This is a genomic window from Escherichia sp. E10V10, assembly GCF_004211985.1.
Lineage (GTDB): Bacteria > Pseudomonadota > Gammaproteobacteria > Enterobacterales > Enterobacteriaceae > Escherichia.
In genome coordinates this window covers 35934-56717 of record NZ_RHJO01000002.1, presented here as the reverse complement: position 1 = coordinate 56717, position 20784 = coordinate 35934, and the positions used below count along the sequence as shown (strand labels likewise).

18 protein-coding genes are annotated in these 20784 nt (G+C 53.0%); 12 read left to right on the top strand and 6 right to left on the bottom strand.

Annotated features, from left to right (window positions below; translation table 11 throughout):
- The first annotated feature begins 85 nt into the window (after nucleotides 1–85).
- The 5 genes from mrcB (at nucleotide 86) to fhuB (ending at nucleotide 8788) form a co-directional block, all read left to right on the top strand.
- Nucleotides 86–2608, top strand: a complete 2523-nt coding sequence (gene mrcB, locus D9736_RS04765) for a bifunctional glycosyl transferase/transpeptidase (RefSeq protein ID WP_130257830.1) — start codon at nucleotides 86–88, stop codon at nucleotides 2606–2608.
- A gap of 219 nt (nucleotides 2609–2827) precedes the next feature.
- Nucleotides 2828–5071, top strand: coding sequence for a ferrichrome porin FhuA (fhuA, locus tag D9736_RS04760; protein WP_130257829.1), 2244 nt, complete (start codon nucleotides 2828–2830; stop codon nucleotides 5069–5071).
- A 50-nt stretch (nucleotides 5072–5121) separates the two neighbouring features.
- Nucleotides 5122–5919, top strand: coding sequence for a Fe3+-hydroxamate ABC transporter ATP-binding protein FhuC (gene fhuC, locus D9736_RS04755; RefSeq protein WP_001158929.1), 798 nt, complete (start codon nucleotides 5122–5124; stop codon nucleotides 5917–5919).
- The gene (fhuD, locus tag D9736_RS04750) at nucleotides 5919–6809 is read left to right on the top strand and encodes a Fe(3+)-hydroxamate ABC transporter substrate-binding protein FhuD (protein ID WP_130257828.1); all 891 of its coding nucleotides are present in this window, start codon (nucleotides 5919–5921) and stop codon (nucleotides 6807–6809) included. The genes fhuC and fhuD overlap by 1 nt, the downstream gene beginning before the upstream one ends.
- The gene (gene fhuB / locus D9736_RS04745; protein ID WP_000044040.1) at nucleotides 6806–8788 is read left to right on the top strand and encodes a Fe(3+)-hydroxamate ABC transporter permease FhuB; all 1983 of its coding nucleotides are present in this window, start codon (nucleotides 6806–6808) and stop codon (nucleotides 8786–8788) included. The genes fhuD and fhuB overlap by 4 nt, the downstream gene beginning before the upstream one ends.
- Nucleotides 8789–9136: 348 nt before the next feature.
- On the opposite strand, the gene hemL is transcribed toward fhuB, so the two are convergent.
- Entirely contained in the window at nucleotides 9137–10417 is a 1281-nt protein-coding gene (hemL, locus tag D9736_RS04740) for a glutamate-1-semialdehyde 2,1-aminomutase (RefSeq protein WP_130205003.1), read from the bottom strand.
- Nucleotides 10418–10578: 161 nt separating this feature from the next.
- Between hemL and D9736_RS23535 the strand changes: the two genes are divergently transcribed.
- From D9736_RS23535 to erpA, 4 genes are read left to right on the top strand one after another with little or no spacing between them, the layout of a single operon-like run.
- Nucleotides 10579–10641 (top strand): hypothetical protein, encoded by a 63-nt coding sequence (locus D9736_RS23535; RefSeq protein ID WP_214430084.1) that lies wholly within the window; start codon nucleotides 10579–10581, stop codon nucleotides 10639–10641.
- Nucleotides 10638–12059, top strand: coding sequence for a H(+)/Cl(-) exchange transporter ClcA (gene clcA, locus D9736_RS04735; RefSeq protein ID WP_130257827.1), 1422 nt, complete (start codon nucleotides 10638–10640; stop codon nucleotides 12057–12059). Before D9736_RS23535 ends, clcA begins: the two co-directional genes overlap by 4 nt.
- 23 nt (nucleotides 12060–12082) lie before the next feature.
- On the top strand, nucleotides 12083–12148 hold the full coding sequence (gene yadW, locus D9736_RS04730) for a small protein YadW (protein ID WP_120795373.1): 66 nt from the start codon (nucleotides 12083–12085) through the stop codon (nucleotides 12146–12148).
- A complete protein-coding gene (gene erpA / locus D9736_RS04725) occupies nucleotides 12141–12485 on the top strand; it encodes an iron-sulfur cluster insertion protein ErpA (protein WP_001295564.1) in 345 nt (114 codons plus the stop codon). Before yadW ends, erpA begins: the two co-directional genes overlap by 8 nt.
- Nucleotides 12486–12531: 46 nt before the next feature.
- On the opposite strand, the gene D9736_RS04720 is transcribed toward erpA, so the two are convergent.
- The 3 genes from D9736_RS04720 to mtnN are packed head-to-tail and all read right to left on the bottom strand — an operon-like array spanning nucleotide 12532 to nucleotide 14684.
- Nucleotides 12532–13155 carry a TRIC cation channel family protein gene (locus D9736_RS04720; protein ID WP_064525034.1) on the bottom strand — a complete coding sequence of 208 codons (624 nt, stop codon included), beginning with the start codon at nucleotides 13153–13155 and terminating at the stop codon, nucleotides 12532–12534.
- Nucleotides 13156–13192: 37 nt separating this feature from the next.
- Nucleotides 13193–13993 (bottom strand): vitamin B12 ABC transporter substrate-binding protein BtuF, encoded by an 801-nt coding sequence (gene btuF, locus D9736_RS04715; RefSeq protein ID WP_130205008.1) that lies wholly within the window; start codon nucleotides 13991–13993, stop codon nucleotides 13193–13195.
- A complete protein-coding gene (gene mtnN, locus D9736_RS04710; protein WP_064525028.1) occupies nucleotides 13986–14684 on the bottom strand; it encodes a 5'-methylthioadenosine/S-adenosylhomocysteine nucleosidase in 699 nt (232 codons plus the stop codon). The genes btuF and mtnN overlap by 8 nt, the downstream gene beginning before the upstream one ends.
- A gap of 83 nt (nucleotides 14685–14767) precedes the next feature.
- Here mtnN and dgt point away from each other — a divergent pair, with 83 nt between their 5' ends.
- The 3 genes from dgt (at nucleotide 14768) to cdaR (ending at nucleotide 19154) form a co-directional block, all read left to right on the top strand.
- Nucleotides 14768–16285 (top strand): dGTPase, encoded by a 1518-nt coding sequence (gene dgt / locus D9736_RS04705; protein WP_130257826.1) that lies wholly within the window; start codon nucleotides 14768–14770, stop codon nucleotides 16283–16285.
- Between the two features lie 129 nt (nucleotides 16286–16414).
- Nucleotides 16415–17842, top strand: coding sequence for a serine endoprotease DegP (gene degP, locus D9736_RS04700; RefSeq protein WP_130205012.1), 1428 nt, complete (start codon nucleotides 16415–16417; stop codon nucleotides 17840–17842).
- A 154-nt stretch (nucleotides 17843–17996) separates the two neighbouring features.
- The gene (gene cdaR, locus D9736_RS04695; protein ID WP_130257825.1) at nucleotides 17997–19154 is read left to right on the top strand and encodes a DNA-binding transcriptional regulator CdaR; all 1158 of its coding nucleotides are present in this window, start codon (nucleotides 17997–17999) and stop codon (nucleotides 19152–19154) included.
- 88 nt (nucleotides 19155–19242) lie between these two features.
- Here the strand turns inward: cdaR and D9736_RS04690 are convergent, their stop codons facing one another.
- Nucleotides 19243–19629: a DUF3461 family protein gene (locus D9736_RS04690; RefSeq protein WP_000272188.1), complete on the bottom strand. Its 387-nt coding sequence runs from the start codon at nucleotides 19627–19629 to the stop codon at nucleotides 19243–19245.
- A gap of 307 nt (nucleotides 19630–19936) precedes the next feature.
- Complete coding sequence (gene dapD, locus D9736_RS04685) at nucleotides 19937–20761, bottom strand: 2,3,4,5-tetrahydropyridine-2,6-dicarboxylate N-succinyltransferase (RefSeq protein ID WP_001186656.1); 825 nt, start codon at nucleotides 20759–20761, stop codon at nucleotides 19937–19939.
- Nucleotides 20762–20784 lie beyond the last annotated feature (23 nt).

The window sequence follows — 20784 nt, the reverse complement described above, 5'->3', positions numbered from 1 at the left end:
AGCATTTTGAGAGATATCTTCTTCTGTATTGCAACAGAAGAACAGAAAATCGGGCTTTTGCGCCTGAATATTGCGGAGAAAAAGCATGGCCGGGAATGACCGCGAGCCAATTGGACGCAAAGGGAAACCGACGCGTCCAGTCAAACAAAAGGTAAGCCGTCGTCGTTACGAAGACGACGATGATTACGACGATTATGATGACTATGAGGACGAAGAACCGATGCCGCGCAAAGGAAAGGGCAAAGGAAAAGGGCGTAAGCCTCGTGGCAAACGCGGCTGGTTATGGCTGCTGCTAAAACTGGCTATCGTTTTTGCCGTGCTGATCGCCATTTACGGCGTTTATCTCGATCAAAAAATTCGTAGCCGTATTGATGGCAAGGTCTGGCAGTTGCCAGCGGCGGTCTATGGCCGAATGGTTAACCTTGAACCAGATATGACCATCAGCAAGAACGAGATGGTGAAACTGCTGGAGGCGACCCAGTATCGTCAGGTGTCGAAGATGACCCGTCCTGGCGAATTTACCGTGCAGGCCAACAGCATTGAAATGATCCGCCGTCCGTTTGATTTCCCGGACAGTAAAGAAGGGCAGGTGCGTGCGCGTCTGACTTTTGATGGTGATCATCTGGCGACCATCGTCAATATGGAGAACAACCGTCAGTTCGGTTTCTTCCGTCTTGATCCGCGCCTGATCACCATGATCTCCTCGCCAAACGGCGAGCAGCGTCTGTTTGTGCCGCGCAGTGGTTTCCCGGACTTGCTGGTAGATACCTTGCTGGCGACAGAAGACCGTCATTTCTACGAGCATGATGGCATCAGCCTCTACTCCATTGGACGTGCGGTGCTGGCGAACCTGACAGCCGGACGCACGGTGCAGGGGGCGAGTACACTGACGCAACAGTTAGTGAAAAACCTGTTCCTCTCCAGCGAACGTTCTTACTGGCGTAAAGCGAACGAAGCCTATATGGCGTTGATCATGGATGCACGTTACAGCAAAGATCGCATTCTTGAGCTGTATATGAACGAGGTGTATCTCGGTCAGAGCGGCGACAACGAAATTCGTGGCTTCCCGCTGGCGAGCCTGTACTACTTTGGTCGCCCGGTAGAAGAGTTGAGCCTTGACCAGCAGGCGCTGTTAGTTGGCATGGTGAAAGGCGCGTCGATCTACAACCCGTGGCGTAATCCGAAACTGGCGCTGGAGCGACGTAACCTGGTGCTGCGTTTGCTGCAACAACAGCAGATTATCGACGGCGAACTGTATGAAATGCTGAGTGCGCGACCGCTGGGCGTACAGCCACGCGGCGGAGTAATCTCTCCTCAGCCAGCCTTTATGCAGCTGGTACGTCAGGAGTTGCAGGCGAAACTGGGCGATAAGGTGAAAGATCTCTCTGGTGTGAAGATCTTCACTACTTTTGACTCAGTGGCCCAGGATGCGGCAGAAAAAGCTGCCGTAGAAGGCATTCCTGCACTGAAGAAACAGCGTAAGTTGAGCGATCTGGAAACGGCGATTGTCGTCGTTGATCGCTTTAGTGGCGAAGTCCGTGCGATGGTCGGGGGGGCTGAACCGCAGTTTGCGGGCTACAACCGTGCGATGCAGGCACGTCGTTCGATTGGTTCACTGGCAAAACCAGCGACTTATCTTACGGCGTTAAGCCAGCCGAAAATCTATCGTCTGAATACGTGGATTGCCGATGCGCCAATCGCGCTGCGTCAGCCGAACGGTCAGGTCTGGTCACCGCAGAACGATGATCGTCGCTATAGCGAAAGCGGCAGAGTGATGCTGGTGGATGCGTTGACCCGTTCGATGAACGTGCCGACGGTGAATCTGGGGATGGCGCTGGGGCTGCCTGCGGTTACGGATACCTGGATCAAACTGGGCGTGCCGAAAGACCAGTTGAATCCAGTTCCGGCAATGTTGCTGGGAGCGCTGAACTTAACGCCAATCGAAGTGGCGCAGGCGTTCCAGACTATCGCCAGCGGCGGTAACCGCGCGCCACTTTCTGCACTGCGTTCGGTAATCGCGGAAGATGGTAAGGTGCTGTATCAGAGCTTCCCGCAGGCGGAACGCGCAGTTCCGGCGCAGGCGGCGTATCTGACGCTGTGGACCATGCAGCAAGTGGTGCAACGTGGTACAGGGCGTCAGCTTGGGGCTAAATACCCGAACCTGCATCTGGCAGGGAAAACGGGTACTACCAACAACAACGTTGATACCTGGTTTGCGGGCATTGACGGCAGCACGGTGACCATCACCTGGGTAGGCCGCGATAACAACCAGCCGACTAAGCTGTACGGTGCCAGCGGGGCGATGTCGATTTACCAGCGTTATCTGGCTAATCAGACACCAACGCCGCTGAATCTTGTACCGCCGGAAGATATCGTGGATATGGGCGTGGATTACGACGGTAACTTTGTTTGCAGCGGTGGTATGCGTACTTTGCCGGTCTGGACCAGCGATCCGCAATCGCTGTGCCAGCAGAGTGAGGTACAGCAGCAGCCGTCAGGCAATCCATTTGATCAGTCTTCACAGCCGCAACAGCAACCTGCTCAACAGCAGCAGAAAGACAGCGACGGCGTGGCAGGCTGGATCAAGGATATGTTTGGTAGTAATTAACGTCTAAGCGTGACATACCGGATGGCGAGTAGCCATCCGGTAAAGTAACATCCCTCCAAAAGCATTAACCCTTTCTTTTCATCTGGTTGTTTATTAACCCTTCAGGAACGCTCATATTGCGTACCGCTTGCGAACCCGCCAGCGTTTCGAATATTATCTTATCTTTATAATAATCATTCTCGTTTACGTTATCATTCACTTTACATCAGAGATATACCAATGGCGCGTTCCAAAACTGCTCAGCCAAAACACTCACTGCGTAAAATCGCAGTTGTAGTAGCCACAGCGGTTAGCGGCATGTCTGTTTATGCACAGGCAGCGGTTGAACCGAAAGAAGACACTATCACCGTTACCGCTGCACCTGCGCCGCAAGAAAGCGCATGGGGTCCGGCTGCCACTATCGCGGCGCGACAGTCAGCTACCGGCACTAAAACCGATACGCCGATTCAAAAAGTGCCACAGTCTATTTCTGTTGTGACTGCTGAAGAGATGGCGCTGCACCAGCCGAAGTCGGTAAAAGAGGCGCTCAGCTACACGCCGGGTGTTGCTGTGGGAACCCGTGGTGCGTCCAACACTTACGATTACTTGATCATCCGCGGATTTGCCGCTGACGGCCAAAGCCAGAACAACTATCTGAATGGCCTGAAGATGCAGGGCAACTTCTATAACGATGCGGTTATCGACCCGTACATGCTGGAGCGCGCTGAAATCATGCGTGGCCCGGTATCTGTGCTTTATGGGAAAAGCAGCCCAGGCGGCCTGTTGAACATGGTCAGCAAGCGCCCGACCACTGAACCGTTGAAAGAAGTACAGTTTAAAGCCGGGACTGACAGCCTGTTCCAGACCGGTTTTGACTTTAGCGATGCGCTGGATGATGACGGCGTTTACTCTTATCGTCTGACCGGTCTTGCGCGCTCTGCCAATGCCCAGCAAAAGGGGGCGGAAGAGCAGCGTTATGCCATCGCTCCAGCGTTTACCTGGCGTCCGGACGATAAAACCAATTTCACCTTCCTCTCTTACTTCCAGAATGAGCCGGAAACTGGTTATTACGGCTGGTTGCCGAAAGAAGGGACCGTTGATACGCTGCCAAACGGTAAGCGTCTGCCGACTGACTTTAATGAAGGGGCGAAGAACAACACCTATTCTCGTAATGAGAAGATGGTGGGCTACAGCTTCGACCACGAATTTAACGACACCTTTACTGTGCGTCAGAACCTGCGCTTTGCTGAAAACAAAACCTCGCAAAACAGCGTTTATGGTTACGGCGTCTGCTCCGATCCGGCGAATGCTTACAGCCAACAGTGTGCAGCTTTAGCGCCAGCGGATAAAGGCCATTATCTGGCGCGCAAATACGTCGTTGATGATGAGAAGCTGCAAAACTTCTCTGTTGATACCCAGTTGCAAAGCAAATTCGCCACTGGCGATATCGACCATACCCTGCTGACCGGTGTCGACTTTATGCGTATGCGTAATGACATCAACGCCTGGTTTGGTTACGACGACTCTGTGCCACTGCTCGATCTGTACAATCCGGTGAATACCGATTTCGATTTCAATGCGAAAGATCCGGCAAACTCCGGCCCGTACCGTATTCTGAATAAGCAGAAGCAAACGGGTATTTACGTTCAGGATCAGGCGCAGTGGGATAAAGTGCTGGTCACTCTGGGCGGTCGTTACGACTGGGCAGATCAAGAATCTCTTAACCGCGTAGCGGGAACGACAGACAAGCGTGATGACAAACAGTTCACCTGGCGTGGTGGCGTTAACTACCTGTTTGATAACGGCGTAACACCGTACTTCAGCTATAGCGAATCGTTTGAACCTTCTTCACAGGTCGGGAAGGATGGTAATATTTTCGCACCGTCTAAAGGTAAGCAGTACGAAGTCGGCGTGAAATACGTACCGGAAGATCGCCCAATTGTGGTGACTGGCGCGCTGTATAATCTCACCAAAACCAACAACCTGATGGCGGATCCTGAGGGTTCCTTCTTCTCGGTTGAAGGTGGCGAGATCCGTGCGCGTGGCGTAGAGATCGAAGCAAAAGCGGCGCTGTCGGCGAGTGTTAACGTGGTCGGTTCTTATACCTATACCGACGCGGAATACACCACCGATACTACCTATAAAGGCAATACACCTGCGCAGGTGCCAAAACACATGGCTTCTCTGTGGGCTGATTACACCTTCTTTGACGGTCCACTTTCAGGTCTGACGCTGGGTACTGGCGGCCGTTATACTGGCTCCAGCTACGGCGATCCGGCGAACTCCTTTAAAGTGGGAAGTTATACGGTCGTGGATGCGTTAGTGCGTTATGATCTGGCGCGAGTCGGTATGGCGGGCTCCAACGTAGCGCTGCATGTTAACAACCTGTTCGATCGTGAATACGTCGCCAGCTGCTTTAACACTTATGGCTGCTTCTGGGGCGCAGAACGTCAGGTCGTTGCAACCGCAACCTTCCGTTTCTAATTTTCTCTTTGGGGCACGGATTTCCGTGCCCGCTTCACAAGTTGGCTGTTATGCAGGAATACACGAATCATTCCGATACCACTTTTGCACTGCGTAATATCTCCTTTCGTGTGCCAGGGCGCACGCTTTTGCATCCGCTGTCGTTAACCTTTCCTGCCGGGAAAGTGACCGGTTTGATTGGTCACAACGGTTCTGGTAAATCCACTCTGCTCAAAATGCTTGGCCGTCATCAGCCACCGTCGGAAGGCGAAATTCTTCTTGATGCCCAGCCGCTGGAAAGCTGGAGCAGCAAAGCGTTCGCCCGCAAAGTGGCTTATTTGCCGCAGCAGCTTCCTCCGGCAGAAGGGATGACCGTGCGTGAACTGGTGGCGATTGGTCGTTACCCGTGGCATGGCGCGCTGGGGCGCTTTGGCGCGGCTGATCGCGAAAAGGTCGAAGAGGCGATTTCGCTGGTTGGCTTAAAACCGCTGGCGCATCGGCTGGTCGATAGTCTCTCTGGCGGCGAACGTCAGCGGGCGTGGATCGCCATGCTGGTGGCGCAGGATAGCCGTTGCCTGCTGCTGGATGAACCGACCTCGGCGCTGGATATCGCCCACCAGGTTGACGTGCTGGCGCTGGTGCATCGTTTAAGTCAGGAACGTGGTCTGACGGTCATTGCTGTGCTGCACGATATCAATATGGCGGCGCGCTATTGTGATTATCTGGTCGCCCTGCGCGGTGGTGAAATGATTGCTCAGGGAACGCCTGCGGAAATTATGCGCGGCGAAACCCTCGAAATGATTTATGGCATCCCGATGGGGATTTTGCCGCATCCGGCGGGTGCTGCACCTGTGAGTTTTGTTTATTGATGAGCGGTTTACCTCTTATTTCGCGCCGCCGACTGTTAACGGCGATGGCGCTTTCTCCGTTGCTATGGCAGATGAATACCGCCCGTGCGGCGGCTATTGATCCACATCGCGTTGTGGCGCTGGAGTGGTTGCCGGTGGAATTACTGCTGGCGCTCGGCATCGTACCTTACGGCGTGGCGGACACCATCAACTATCGCCTGTGGGTCAGCGAACCACCATTACCTGAATCGGTGATTGACGTTGGTTTGCGCACAGAACCTAACCTTGAACTGCTGACCGAAATGAAACCATCGTTTATGGTCTGGTCGGCGGGATATGGGCCTTCGCCAGAAATGCTGGCACGCATTGCGCCGGGACGCGGATTTAACTTCAGCGACGGAAAACAGCCGCTGGCGATGGCGCGTAAATCGCTGACGGAAATGGCGGATTTACTTAATCTGCAAAGCGCAGCAGAAACGCATTTAGCGCAATATGAAGACTTTATCCGTAGCATGAAACCCCGCTTTGTGAAGCGTGGAGCGCGCCCGTTATTGCTGACGTCGCTTCTCGATCCGCGCCATATGCTGGTCTTCGGTCCAAACAGCCTGTTCCAGGAAATTCTCGATGAATACGGCATTGTGAATGCCTGGCAGGGAGAAACCAATTTCTGGGGCAGTACTACCGTCAGTATCGATCGTCTGGCGGCGTATAAAGATGTTGATGTGCTCTGTTTTGATCATGACAACAGCAAGGAGATGGACGCGCTAATGGCAACCCCGCTGTGGCAGGCCATGCCGTTTGTCCGCGCCGGACGTTTTCAGCGCGTTCCGGCAGTCTGGTTCTATGGCGCGACGCTTTCGGCAATGCACTTTGTGCGTATTCTGGATAACGCCATCGGAGGTAAAGCGTGAGTAAACGAATTGCGCTTTTCCCGGCGTTATTGCTGGCGCTGCTGGTGATTGTCGCAGCGGCGCTCACCTGGATGAACTTTTCGCAGGCGCTGCCGCGTAGCCAGTGGGCGCAGGCTGCCTGGTCGCCGGATATCGATGTCATCGAGCAGATGATTTTTCACTACAGCTTGTTGCCGCGTCTGGCGATTTCGCTGCTGGTGGGCGCGGGCCTGGGGCTGGTGGGCGTGCTGTTTCAGCAAGTGCTGCGTAACCCGCTGGCGGAACCGACGACGTTGGGCGTTGCTACAGGCGCGCAACTGGGGATTACCGTCACCACGCTCTGGGCGATCCCCGGCGCGATGGCGAGCCAGTTTGCTGCGCTGGCGGGCGCTTGTGTCGTTGGCTTAATCGTTTTTGGCGTCGCGTGGGGGAAACGGCTTTCGCCAGTAACGCTGATCCTCGCGGGGCTGGTGGTGAGCCTTTATTGCGGGGCAATTAATCAGCTACTGGTTATCTTCCATCACGACCAGCTGCAAAGCATGTTCCTGTGGAGCACCGGAACGCTGACGCAAACCGACTGGGGCGGCGTTGAGCGTTTATGGCCGCAGCTGCTGGGCGGCGTGATGCTGACGTTACTGCTACTTCGCCCGTTAACCCTGATGGGACTTGATGATGGCGTGGCGCGCAATCTGGGGCTGGCCTTGTCGCTGGCGCGTCTGGCGGCGCTGTCGCTGGCGATAGTCATCAGTGCGCTGCTGGTGAACGCGGTGGGGATTATCGGCTTTATCGGGTTGTTCGCGCCGCTGCTGGCAAAAATGCTGGGGGCGCGGCGTTTGTTGCCACGATTGATGCTGGCGTCGCTGATTGGTGCGTTAATTCTGTGGCTTTCTGATCAAATCATCCTCTGGCTGACTCGCGTGTGGATGGAAGTTTCTACCGGTTCGGTCACTGCGTTGATCGGTGCGCCGCTGCTACTGTGGCTGCTGCCGCGTTTACGCAGCATTAGCGCGCCGGATATGAAGGTCAACGATCGTGTCGCGACTGAACGCCAACACGTGCTGGCGTTTGCCCTCGCGGGCGGCGTGCTGCTGTTGATGGCTGTGGTGGTGGCGCTGTCGTTTGGTCGTGATGCGCACGGCTGGACGTGGGCGAGCGGGGCGTTGCTCGAGGATTTGATGCCCTGGCGCTGGCCGCGAATTATGGCAGCGCTGTTTGCGGGCGTCATGCTGGCGGTGGCGGGCTGTATTATTCAGCGGCTGACCGGAAACCCGATGGCAAGCCCGGAAGTGCTGGGGATTAGCTCTGGCGCGGCGTTTGGCGTGGTGTTGATGTTGTTTCTGGTACCGGGTAATGCCTTTGGCTGGCTGTTACCCGCGGGAAGTCTCGGCGCGGCGGTGACGCTGTTGATCATTATGATCGCCGCCGGACGCGGTGGATTTTCCCCTCACCGCATGTTACTGGCGGGGATGGCGTTAAGCACCGCGTTCACCATGCTTTTGATGATGTTGCAGGCGAGCGGTGACCCGCGAATGGCGCAAGTGCTGACCTGGATTTCTGGTTCGACCTACAACGCGACCGATGCGCAGGTCTGGCGCACGGGGATTGTGATGGTGATTTTGCTGGCGATTACCCCGCTGTGCCGCCGCTGGCTGACCATTTTACCGCTGGGCGGTGATACCGCGCGGGCCGTGGGGATGGCGCTGACGCCGACGCGAATTGCGCTGCTGCTGCTAGCGGCTTGCCTGACGGCGACCGCGACAATGACCATTGGACCGTTGAGTTTTGTTGGTCTGATGGCACCGCATATTGCGCGGATGATGGGCTTTCGACGGACGATGCCGCACATCGTGATTTCAGCGCTGGTGGGGGGATTACTGCTGGTGTTCGCTGACTGGTGTGGACGGATGGTGCTGTTTCCATTCCAGATCCCGGCGGGTCTGCTGTCGACGTTTATCGGCGCACCGTATTTTATTTATTTGCTGAGAAAGCAGAGCCGTTAATTTTTCCATATAACGGCGCTGAACTGTAGGTCGGATAAGGCGTTCATGCCACATCCGACAAACAATGCCCGATGCGACGCTGGCGCGTCTTATCGGGCCTACAAACGGTCCTGCACTCCAGGTCGGATAAGGCGTCCATGCCGCATTCGGCAAACAATGCCCGATGCGACGCTGACGCGTCTTATCGGGCCTACAAACGGCCCCGAACCGTAGGTCGGATAAGGCGTTCACGCCGCATCCGACAACCGATGCCCGATGCGACGCTGGTGCGCCTTATCGGGCCTACAAACGGTCCTGAACCGTAGGCCGGATAAGGCGTTCACGCCGCATCCGACAAACAATGTTGGATCACAACTTCGCAAACACCCGACGTGCAGCATCGATGGTGTTATTGATATCTTCCATGCTGTGCGCCACAGACATAAAGCCCGCTTCAAACGCTGACGGTGCCAGGTAAACACCTTCGTCCAGCATCATATGGAAGAAACGCTTAAAGCGTTCCACGTCACAGGACATCACATCCTGGTAGCATGTCACGGACTCGGCGTCGGTAAAGAAAATACCGAACATGCCGCCAACGTGGTTAACAACCAGCGGAATTCCCGCTTCTTCCGCCGCTTCCAGCAGACCTTCTGCCAGACGTGTTGTCAGCTCATCCAGTGTCTCGTGAACGCCCGGCTGCGCGACTTCATTCAGACAGGCGAAACCGGCTGCCATCGCAATCGGGTTACCGGAAAGCGTACCCGCCTGATACACCGGACCAGTCGGAGCCAGCGCATCCATCACATCACGACGACCGCCGAAGGCACCTACCGGCATTCCACCACCGATGATTTTGCCCAGACAGGTGAGATCTGGCACCACGCCATAATAATCCTGTGCGCCAGCCAGTGCCACGCGGAAGCCAGTCATCACTTCATCAATGATCAGCAACGCGCCAAATTCGTCGCACAGCGCGCGCAGACCTGGCAGGAACTCTGGCAGCGGTGGAACACAGTTCATATTGCCTGCCACCGGCTCGACGATAATACAGGCAATCTCTTGCGGGTACTGTTCGAACGCGGCGCGTACAGAGGCCAGATCGTTATAAGTACAGGTTAAGGTATGTTTGGCGAAATCTGCCGGAACGCCCGGTGAGTTTGGCTGCCCTAAAGTGAGTGCGCCAGAACCGGCTTTCACCAGCAGGCAGTCAGCATGACCGTGGTAGCAACCTTCGAATTTGATGATCTTGTCACGGCCAGTAAAACCACGGGCCAGGCGGATGGCGCTCATTGTCGCTTCGGTGCCGGAGTTCACCATGCGCACCATATCCATCGTTGGCACCAGTTCGGTCACCAGTTGCGCCATTTTCACTTCCATTTCGGTCGGCGCACCAAAGCTCAGACCGCGCTCGGCGGCTTCAATCACTGCGTTACGGATCGCCGGATGGTTATGGCCCAGCACCATCGGCCCCCAGGAACCGACATAATCGATATACGCTTTGCCATCAACATCATACAGATAAGCGCCGTCCGCTTTTTCGATAAACAGTGGAGTGCCGCCCACGCCAGTAAAGGCGCGAACAGGAGAGTTCACACCGCCAGGGATCAGCTCACGCGCTGCGCTGTAAAGATTTTCAGACTTACTCATGGAGGGTTCCTGATTCGTAGAAAAAGTGAATGGCTGCTATTCTAGGTTATTCATAACAAGTTAAATACTCGTCAACAAGTTGCTTTTACTGCTGCAACTTTGACTTCGTAGAGTATAAAAGTTTTGTGCATTTGAAACATTACGCTTTGCAAAGGATTTTCATTGAATGTACGAGTAAAATGCCGTCATCTTATTTGTATGACCAATATGTGATCATTGGATGAAAACTGATACTCCCTCTTATGAAATACCGCAGGCTGCGCGTCTGCGACGCAGACAACTCATTCGCCAGCTTCTTGAGCGTGATAAAACGCCATTAGCTATTTTGTTTATGGCGGCGGTCGTCGGTACCCTTGTCGGGCTGGCAGCGGTTGCTTTTGACAAAGGTGTCGCCTGGTTGCAGAACCAACGCATGGGCGCGCTGGTACATACTGCCGATAATTATCCACTTCTGTTAACCGTTGCTTTTCTCTGTTCGGCAGTGCTGGCGATGTTCGGTTATTTCTTAGTGCGCAAATACGCGCCGGAAGCGGGTGGTTCGGGTATCCCGGAAATTGAAGGGGCGCTGGAAGATCAACGTCCCGTTCGCTGGTGGCGTGTATTGCCAGTGAAATTCTTTGGTGGCCTGGGGACGCTGGGCGGCGGTATGGTACTGGGGCGCGAAGGGCCAACCGTGCAGATTGGCGGTAATATTGGCCGGATGGTGCTTGATATTTTCCGCATGAAAGGTGACGAAGCTCGCCATACGTTACTGGCAACCGGTGCGGCGGCGGGGCTGGCGGCGGCTTTTAACGCGCCGCTGGCGGGTATTCTTTTTATTATTGAAGAGATGCGTCCGCAGTTTCGCTATACGCTAATTTCGATTAAAGCGGTATTTATTGGCGTCATTATGTCGACCATTATGTACCGGGTATTTAACCACGAAGTTGCACTTATTGACGTCGGTAAACTTTCTGACGCCCCGCTCAATACGCTGTGGCTTTATCTGATCCTCGGTATTATTTTTGGCATCTTCGGCCCTGTTTTTAATAAATGGGTGCTGGGGATGCAGGATTTACTACACCGCGTACACGGCGGCAATATAACCAAATGGGTACTGATGGGCGGTGCGATTGGTGGTTTGTGTGGGCTGCTGGGTTTTGTCGCTCCTGAAACCTCAGGCGGTGGTTTTAACCTGATTCCTATCGCCACGGCGGGGAACTTCAGCATGGGAATGCTGGTATTTATCTTTGTCGCGCGGGTCATCACCACCTTACTCTGTTTCTCTTCCGGCGCGCCGGGCGGTATTTTTGCCCCGATGCTGGCGCTGGGTACCGTGCTGGGAACCGCGTTCGGGATGGTTGCCGTTGAACTGTTTCCGCAATATCACCTTGAAGCAGGCACCTTTGCTATTGCCGGAATGGGCGCGTTACTGGCGGCGTCCATTCGCGCGCCGTTAACGGGGATCATTCTGGTACTAGAGATGACAGATAACTATCAGCTCATTTTGCCAATGATTATTACCGGTCTTGGCGCAACACTATTAGCACAATTTACCGGCGGAAAACCGCTATACTCGGCGATTCTTGCGCGCACGCTGGCAAAACAGGAAGCGGAGCAACTGGCGCGAAGCAAGGCCGCTGTCGCCAGCGAGAATACTTGAACGAAATACCAGGGTATTAGATAATGGCGATTATTATTGGGTTAGAATTTGCCCAATTGCCGATGTCGTTTGGAGCAAAATATGAGTGATGACGTAGCACTGCCGCTGGAGTTTACTGACGCAGCAGCCAACAAAGTTAAAAGCCTGATCGCTGACGAAGATAACCCGAATCTGAAATTACGCGTGTATATCACCGGTGGCGGTTGCAGCGGCTTCCAGTATGGTTTCACCTTTGATGATCAGGTGAACGAAGGCGATATGACCATTGAAAAACAGGGCGTAGGCCTGGTGGTTGACCCAATGAGCCTGCAATATCTGGTTGGTGGTTCCGTTGATTATACTGAAGGACTGGAAGGTTCGCGTTTCATCGTGACCAACCCGAACGCGAAAAGCACCTGCGGTTGCGGTTCTTCCTTCAGCATCTAATCTGCTGTTAATGTGCCGGATAAACTATCCGGCACATCTACTCTCTTTAACGCCCATTCTCATCCAGCGCAAACGTCGGCAGTTTAAGATGCCAACGGATAGCTGCCAGTCGAATCAATAGCGTTACCACCATCCCCATCATACTGGCCGTTTCTAACGGGACGGAAAACGTATAATAAGCCGTAGCGTGGACAATACCGCCGATAATACAGGCTGTTGCGTAGATTTCTGTACGTAAAATCATGGGGATTTCGCGCGCCAGCACATCGCGAATGATCCCGCCGCCAACGCCCGTAATAACACCCATACATACCGCAATCAATGGACCCGCATCCGCATTAAAGGCTTTGTTGACGCCAATGCCAACAAATACTGCCAACCCAACAGCATCCAGCACCGGCAGCATCCATTTCGGCAAGCGTCTTGGCTGGCGTACCAGGACGATCGTCAGCATGCTGGTTACCATTGCAACGACCAGATCGGTAGGGTCTTTCACCCAAAATACCGGACCGTGATCCAGCGCCATGTCACGAATGGTTCCACCGCCTACTGCGGTAACCACGCCTAATACCAGGACGCCAAAAGGGTCCATACGCAATTTTCCGGCAAGTAAAACGCCGGAGATGGCAAATACCGCTGTGCCGACTATATCCAGCCAATAGACGAGCATTGTTCAATCCCCACTGAGCACCTGAAAAGGTCAGGCGCTAATCCACTTGTGAAAGCGCATTACAGAGTTGTTGTGCAGCGAGGATAATACGTGGGCTTGCACGTTCAAACCAGTCACTTGTGAGAGGAATAATGGGAATTTTGAGCTGTTCACCCCAGTATTGCTCGATTTTAGGAGTTTGGTCCGATCCGCCAGTGATGACAATTGCCTGTGGCGCGCGTGCTAATACCTGTTCGCGGCTCACCTGTGGCCAGGGAACATGGCTGTTTTTAAAGATGTTTTCTCCACCGCAAACTTCCAGTACCTGGTTCTGAATCGATTCTTTTCCGCTGGTGAAGGGCGGATTAATGCCGAATTGTAAGAAAACACGTTTTTTAGGTTTGTCGGCGAATTTAGCTTTGAGTTGCGCATACTGTTCCAGCAAGGTTTGCGCGGCTTTCTCGGCCTTGTCAGGTTGCGGACTCCACGGGGCCAGTTGACGTAACGCATCGGCAATTTGTTCAATGCTTGTCGCATCGACCCACATCACTTTTATTCCCAGCGAAGCAAGCTGGTCAACTTGCCGCTCGGCGTTACCCCCGCGCCAGGCTACGACCAGATCGGGTTTTAGCGCCACAATACGTTCCAGATTCATCCCTTGCCAGGTGGAAACCTGCTCTATTTTCTGTGCTTCTGGCGGATAGTCGGAATAACTGCTGACCGCTACCGGCGTGATCCCGGCGGCAAATGCGAGTTCGGTGTTAGCGGGGGAAAGAGTGATGACACGCGGCGCGGCGTTGAGCCACAGTGGCGCAAGAAAAGACAGGGCGACCAGCGCCCTGAATAGTGACTTAGCCATGAGCCAGTTTCTGCACCAGTGACTCAACCATCAGGCTGGACTGTTTGGCAGCAACGGCCAGGAACTCGTCGAAGCTAAGGTGAGACTGTTGATCGGCGACGTCAGAGATGGCGCGCACCACCACAAACGGAACGTTAAAATTGTGGCAAACGTGAGCGATAGCCGTCGCTTCCATTTCTACTGCAATGGCCTGCGGGAAATTGTGGCGGATTTTCGCCAGACCAACAGAGCCGTTGATGAAAGCGTCGCCGCTAACAATCAGGCCACGTACAGCGTTAAGATTCAGTTCGGCAATGCAGGACTCGGCGGCAGCGATCAGTTTATCGTCAGCTTTGAAGCCTGCAGGGCAGCCAGGCAATTGACCGTATTCATAGCCAAACGCCGTGACATCCGCGTCGTGATAACGTGCTTCGTCCGAGACAACGATATCGCCCACTTTCAGCGTTGGCGCCAGGCCACCCGCGGAACCGGTGTTAATAATCACATCAGGCTTGCAGTGTTCCAGCAGCAGAGTTGCACCCAGCGCTGCTGCGACTTTACCAATGCCTGATTTCAGAAGCGCAACCTCGGTTCCGTTCAGTTGGCCGGTATAGATTTCGCAACCGCCCAGGCTGATAGTTTGACGGTTTTCGATTTTGTCACGCAGCAGCGTAACTTCTTCTTCCATTGCACCAATGATGCCGATTTTCATAGATTTACTCGCGATAAGCTCGATTTGAAGGCATAGTTTATCATGCGCTTGAGGGGAAGCGTATTTCTCACGCGGGAGAGGACATGGCACAGATTGATTTCCGAAATAAAATAAACTGGCATCGTCGTTATCGTTCACCGCAGGGCGTTAAAACTGAACATGAGATCCTGCGGATCTTCGAGAGCGATCGCGGGCGTATTATCAACTCCCCGGCGATTCGCCGTCTGCAACAAAAGACCCAGGTCTTCCCACTTGAGCGCAATGCTGCCGTGCGCACGCGTCTTACCCATTCTATGGAAGTTCAGCAGGTGGGGCGTTATATCGCTAAAGAAATTTTAAGCCGCCTGAAAGAGCTTAAATTGCTGGAGGCTTACGGTCTGGACGAGTTGACCGGGCCGTTTGAAAGCATTGTCGAAATGTCGTGCCTGATGCATGACATAGGAAATCCGCCGTTTGGTCATTTCGGCGAGGCAGCCATTAATGACTGGTTCCGTCAGCGCTTGTACCCGGCGGATGCCGAAAGTCAGCCATTAACCGACGATCGCTGTAGCGTGGCAGCGTTGCGATTGAGGGAAGGGGAGGAGCCGCTCAACGAGCTGCGGCGAAAAATTCGTCAGGACTTATGTCATTTTGAAGGTAACGCACAGGGTATTCGTCTGGTGCATACATTGATGCGGATGAATCTTACCTGGGCCCAGGTAGGCGGTATTTTAAAATATACCCGTCCGGCGTGGTGGCGTGGCGAAACGCCCGCGACTCACGATTATTTAATGAAAAAGCCGGGCTATTACCTTTCTGAAGAATTCTATATTGCGCGTTTACGTAAAGAACTTAATTTAGCGCTTTACAGTCGCTTCCCATTAACGTGGATTATGGAAGCTGCTGACGATATATCTTATTGTGTGGCTGATCTTGAAGATGCGGTAGAAAAAAGAATATTTACCGTTGAACAGCTTTATCATCATCTGCATGAAGCGTGGGGCCAGCATGAGAACGGCTCGCTGTTTGCGCAGGTGGTAGAAAATGCCTGGGAAAAATCGCGCTCAAATAGCTTAAGTCGTAGCACGGAAGATCAGTTTTTTATGTATTTACGCGTAAATACCTTAAATAAACTGGTGCCGTATGCGGCACAACGATTTATTGATAACTTACCTGAAATTTTTGCCGGAACCTTTAATCATGCACTGTTAGAAGATGCCAGCGAATGTAGCCAGTTGCTGAAGTTATATAAAAATGTCGCTGTAAAACATGTGTTTAGCCATCCAGATGTCGAGCAGCTTGAATTGCAGGGCTACCGGGTGATTAGCGGTTTATTAGAGATATATCGACCGTTGTTAAACATGTCGTTATCAGACTTTACCGAACTTGTTGAAAAAGAGCGTGTGAAACGTTTCCCCATTGAAACGCGTTTATTCCATAAGCTCTCAACGCGCCATCGGTTGGCCTATGTTGAGGCTGTCAGTAAATTATCGTCAGATTCACCTGAGCTTCCGCTATGGGAATATTATTACCGCTGCCGACTGTTACAGGATTATATCAGCGGTATGACAGACCTTTATGCGTGGGATGAATACCGACGTCTGATGGCCGTAGAACAATAACCAGGCTTTTGTAAAGACGGACAATAAATTTTTACTTTTTGCAGAAACTTTAGTTCGGAACTTCGCGCTATAAAACGAATCTGAAGAACACAGCAATTTTGCGTTATCTGTTAATCGAGACTGAAATACATGAAAAAAACCACATTAGCACTGAGTGCACTGGCTCTGAGTTTAGGTTTGGCGTTATCTCCGCTCTCTGCAACGGCGGCTGAGACTTCTTCAGCAACGACAGCCCAGCAGATGCCAAGCCTTGCACCGATGCTCGAAAAGGTGATGCCTTCAGTGGTCAGCATTAACGTAGAAGGTAGCACAACCGTTAATACGCCGCGTATGCCGCGTAATTTCCAGCAGTTCTTCGGTGATGATTCCCCGTTCTGCCAGGAAGGTTCTCCGTTCCAGAGCTCCCCGTTCTGTCAGGGCGGTGGACAAGGTGGTAACGGCGGTGGCCAGCAACAAAAATTCATGGCGCTGGGTTCTGGCGTCATCATTGATGCCGATAAAGGCTATGTCGTGACTAACAACCACGTTGTCGATAACGCGACGGTCATTAAAGTTCAACTGAGCGATGGCCGTAAGTTCGACGCGAAGATGGTCGGCAAAGATCCGCGCTCTGATATCGCGCTGATCCAGATCCAGAACCCGAAAAACCTGACCGCGATTAAGATGGCGGATTCCGATGCGCTGCGCGTGGGTGATTACACCGTCGCTATCGGTAACCCGTTTGGTCTGGGCGAGACGGTAACTTCCGGTATCGTCTCTGCACTGGGGCGTAGCGGTCTGAACGCCGAAAACTACGAAAACTTCATCCAGACGGACGCAGCAATCAACCGGGGTAACTCTGGTGGTGCGCTGGTTAACCTGAACGGTGAACTGATCGGTATTAACACCGCGATCCTTGCACCAGACGGCGGTAACATCGGTATCGGTTTTGCTATCCCGAGCAACATGGTGAAAAACCTGACCTCGCAGATGGTGGAATACGGCCAGGTGAAACGCGGTGAGTTGGGCATTATGGGTACTGAGCTGAACTCTGAACTGGCGAAAGCGATGAAAGTTGACGCCCAGCGTGGCGCTTTCGTAAGTCAGGTTCTGCCGAATTCCTCCGCTGCAAAAGCGGGTATTAAAGCGGGTGATGTGATCACCTCACTGAACGGTAAGCCGATCAGCAGCTTTGCCGCACTGCGTGCTCAGGTGGGTACTATGCCGGTGGGCAGCAAACTGACCCTGGGCTTGCTGCGCGATGGTAAGCAGGTCAACGTGAATCTGGAACTGCAGCAGAGCAGCCAGAATCAGGTTGATTCCAGCTCTATCTTCAACGGCATTGAAGGCGCTGAAATGAGCAACAAAGGCAAAGATCAGGGCGTGGTCGTGAACAACGTGAAAACCGGTACTCCGGCTGCGCAGATTGGCCTGAAAAAAGGTGATGTGATTATTGGCGCGAACCAGCAGACAGTGAAAAACATCGCTGAACTGCGTAAAGTTCTCGACAGCAAGCCGTCAGTGCTGGCGCTGAACATTCAGCGCGGCGATAGCACCATCTACCTGTTAATGCAGTAATCTCCCTCAACCCCTTCCTGCAAACGGGAAGGGGTTCTCTTTTCAATTTGTGACCCCCTCCACAACTCCATATTTCTCCGTCGTCCTTTGTGCATTTGCACAATGCCGTGCGTTGCGTACTTCCTTATGCTAAACCGTGCACAACGGAGGGCTTATGGCTGGCTGGCATCTTGATACCAAAATGGCGCAGGATATCGTGGCGCGTACCATGCGCATCATCGATACCAATATCAACGTAATGGATGCTCGCGGGCGAATTATCGGCAGCGGCGATCGTGAGCGTATTGGTGAATTGCACGAAGGTGCATTACTGGTACTGTCGCAAGGGCGGGTGGTCGATATCGATGATGCGGTAGCGCGCCATCTGCACGGTGTACGTCAGGGGATTAACCTGCCGTTAAGGCTGGAAGGCGAGATTGTCGGCGTTATCGGCCTGACCGGTGAACCGGAGCATTTGCGCAAATATGGTGAACTGGTCTGTATGACGGCGGAGATGATGCTGGAACAGTCGCGGTTGATGCACCTGCTGGCGCAGGATAGCCGACTGCGTGAAGAGTTAGTCATGCATCTGATTCAGGCTGAAGAAAATACGCCAGCGTTAACCGAATGGGCGCAACGACTGGGTATCGATCTCAATCAACCCCGCGTGGTGGCCATTGTCGAGGTCGATAGCGGCCAGCTTGGCGTGGACAGCGCGATGGCGGAACTACAGCAACTGCAAAATGCACTCACCACGCCGGAACGCAATAATCTGGTGGCGATAGTCTCGCTAACCGAAATGGTAGTGCTGAAACCGGCGTTGAATACGTTTGGGCGCTGGGATGCGGAAGACCATCGTAAGCGAGTAGAGCAACTTATTACTCGTATGAAGGAGTACGGCCAGCTGCGTTTTCGCGTGTCACTGGGCAATTATTTTACCGGCGCTGGCAGTATTGCGCGTTCTTATCGTACGGCGAAAACAACGATGGTAGTGGGTAAACAGCGTATGCCAGAAAGTCGCTGCTATTTTTATCAGGATCTGATGCTGCCAGTATTACTCGACAGTTTACGTGGCGACTGGCAAGCCAACGAACTGGCGCGACCGCTGGCGCGGCTGAAAGCGATGGACAATAACGGTTTACTGCGGCGAACGCTGACGGCGTGGTTTCGTCACAATGTGCAACCGCTGGCAACGTCAAAGGCGCTGTTTATTCATCGTAATACCCTGGAGTATCGGCTTAATCGTATATCTGAACTGACCGGGCTTGATTTGGGCAATTTTGATGACAGGTTGCTGCTGTATGTTGCGTTGCAACTGGATGAAGAACGGTAGGTTATGCGTTAAGGTCGAGGCGGCGCTGGCTTGTTCCCCTCACCCCGAAGGGAAGAGGGGATTGCCCGAGCTAACCGTCAGTTCGGGATTATTTACGCGTCAGTTTTTCCAGATCGGCTTCAATCTCGCTGATCTTATTGGTTACTACTGACTCCAGATGACGTAAGTCGTCGAGGATCTTACGCTTAAGATCAACTTCGCTACGATCACGCTGGCAGATTTGATCAAGTTCATCAATGATATAACGCAGATTCGGGCTGATCTCCTGCACTTCTTTATAACCCTGACCCACACCATCGGCGACCACTGTTTTGCGCTGACGCGGATATTTAAACTTCACGCTTTTAGCGAAAAACTCGCCTTTGTCTTTCTGAAAATAGATTTTCAGAATATCGTTGTTGGCTTCCTGCCGGAGGCTGTAACGATCAATTTCTTCAGGATTGGTAATACCCAGACTTTTCAGATTGTCGTACATAGCGTTACCTCAAAATGAGTCAGTAAATTGTGCTTATCTTAGCATTTGGCCTGGCCCGCCCGGCTCGACTGTGATCGCAGAAAGCCTTTTTTCCAGACTTCTATCATGGCGTAAAAATCAAAAAATTACCTGCTTTATTCTGGCGATATTCCAGGGGATGGATTAGCACATTTATCTTCGTTTTGCGAATTACACGACAGTCCGAAACAAGATGAAAAAGTATTTAAAAAAGGGGAAGAATGAGTAGGACGAATTAATCTGAGCCAGAAAGCAAACGGGCAGCGTCGTGCTGCCCGTGTGCATACTTTTAGTCGATGGTACGCAGCAGTTCGTTGATACCGACTTTACCGCGGGTTTTCGCGTCAACCTTCTTAACGATAACCGCACAGTAAAGGCTGTATTTGCCATCTTTCGACGGCAGGTTGCCGGATACCACCACAGAACCCGCCGGAACGCGACCGTAGTGGATTTCGCCGGTTTCACGGTCGTAAATACGGGTGCTTTGACCGATGTATACGCCCATAGAGATGACGGAACCTTCTTCGACAATCACCCCTTCAACCACTTCAGAGCGTGCGCCGATGAAGCAGTTATCTTCAATAATGGTCGGGTTAGCCTGCAGCGGCTCCAGCACGCCACCAATGCCTACGCCGCCAGACAGATGCACGTTTTTACCAATCTGCGCACAGGAACCGACGGTGGCCCAGGTATCAACCATCGTGCCTTCATCAACATATGCGCCGATGTTGACATAAGATGGCATCAGCACGGTATTACGGGCGATAAATGCGCCCTGACGCACTGCCGCTGGTGGCACGACGCGGAAGCCTTCTTTCTGGAAACGTGCTTCATCGTAGTTAGCGAATTTCATCGGCACTTTATCGAAGTAGCGGCTTTCTGCCCCTTCGATCACCTGATTATCATTAATACGGAAAGAGAGCAGCACCGCTTTTTTCAACCACTGATGCGTCACCCACTGACCGTCAATTTTTTCCGCTACACGTAGTGCGCCGGAATCCAGCAAGGCGATCACCTGATTTACCGCTTCGCGGGTAACGGTGTCTGCATTGGCTGGCGTGATCTCGGCACGGCGTTCAAAAGCGGTTTCAATAATGTTCTGTAACTGCTGCATTGTTAAACTCTTTTCATATCAGT

What these genes read in the sequence shown, in the direction of transcription:
- fhuC (WP_001158929.1), top strand. Translation starts at nt 5,122, where the DNA reads ATGCAGGAATACACGAATCATTCCGATACCACTTTTGCACTGCGTAAT.
- mtnN (WP_064525028.1), bottom strand. Translation starts at nt 14,684, where the DNA reads ATGAAAATCGGCATCATTGGTGCAATGGAAGAAGAAGTTACGCTGCTG.
- btuF (WP_130205008.1), bottom strand. Translation starts at nt 13,993, where the DNA reads ATGGCTAAGTCACTATTCAGGGCGCTGGTCGCCCTGTCTTTTCTTGCG.
- erpA (WP_001295564.1), top strand. Translation starts at nt 12,141, where the DNA reads ATGAGTGATGACGTAGCACTGCCGCTGGAGTTTACTGACGCAGCAGCC.
- fhuD (WP_130257828.1), top strand. Translation starts at nt 5,919, where the DNA reads ATGAGCGGTTTACCTCTTATTTCGCGCCGCCGACTGTTAACGGCGATG.
- clcA (WP_130257827.1), top strand. Translation starts at nt 10,638, where the DNA reads ATGAAAACTGATACTCCCTCTTATGAAATACCGCAGGCTGCGCGTCTG.
- dapD (WP_001186656.1), bottom strand. Translation starts at nt 20,761, where the DNA reads ATGCAGCAGTTACAGAACATTATTGAAACCGCTTTTGAACGCCGTGCC.
- degP (WP_130205012.1), top strand. Translation starts at nt 16,415, where the DNA reads ATGAAAAAAACCACATTAGCACTGAGTGCACTGGCTCTGAGTTTAGGT.
- D9736_RS04690 (WP_000272188.1), bottom strand. Translation starts at nt 19,629, where the DNA reads ATGTACGACAATCTGAAAAGTCTGGGTATTACCAATCCTGAAGAAATT.
- mrcB (WP_130257830.1), top strand. Translation starts at nt 86, where the DNA reads ATGGCCGGGAATGACCGCGAGCCAATTGGACGCAAAGGGAAACCGACG.
- D9736_RS04720 (WP_064525034.1), bottom strand. Translation starts at nt 13,155, where the DNA reads ATGCTCGTCTATTGGCTGGATATAGTCGGCACAGCGGTATTTGCCATC.
- dgt (WP_130257826.1), top strand. Translation starts at nt 14,768, where the DNA reads ATGGCACAGATTGATTTCCGAAATAAAATAAACTGGCATCGTCGTTAT.
- cdaR (WP_130257825.1), top strand. Translation starts at nt 17,997, where the DNA reads ATGGCTGGCTGGCATCTTGATACCAAAATGGCGCAGGATATCGTGGCG.
- fhuA (WP_130257829.1), top strand. Translation starts at nt 2,828, where the DNA reads ATGGCGCGTTCCAAAACTGCTCAGCCAAAACACTCACTGCGTAAAATC.
- hemL (WP_130205003.1), bottom strand. Translation starts at nt 10,417, where the DNA reads ATGAGTAAGTCTGAAAATCTTTACAGCGCAGCGCGTGAGCTGATCCCT.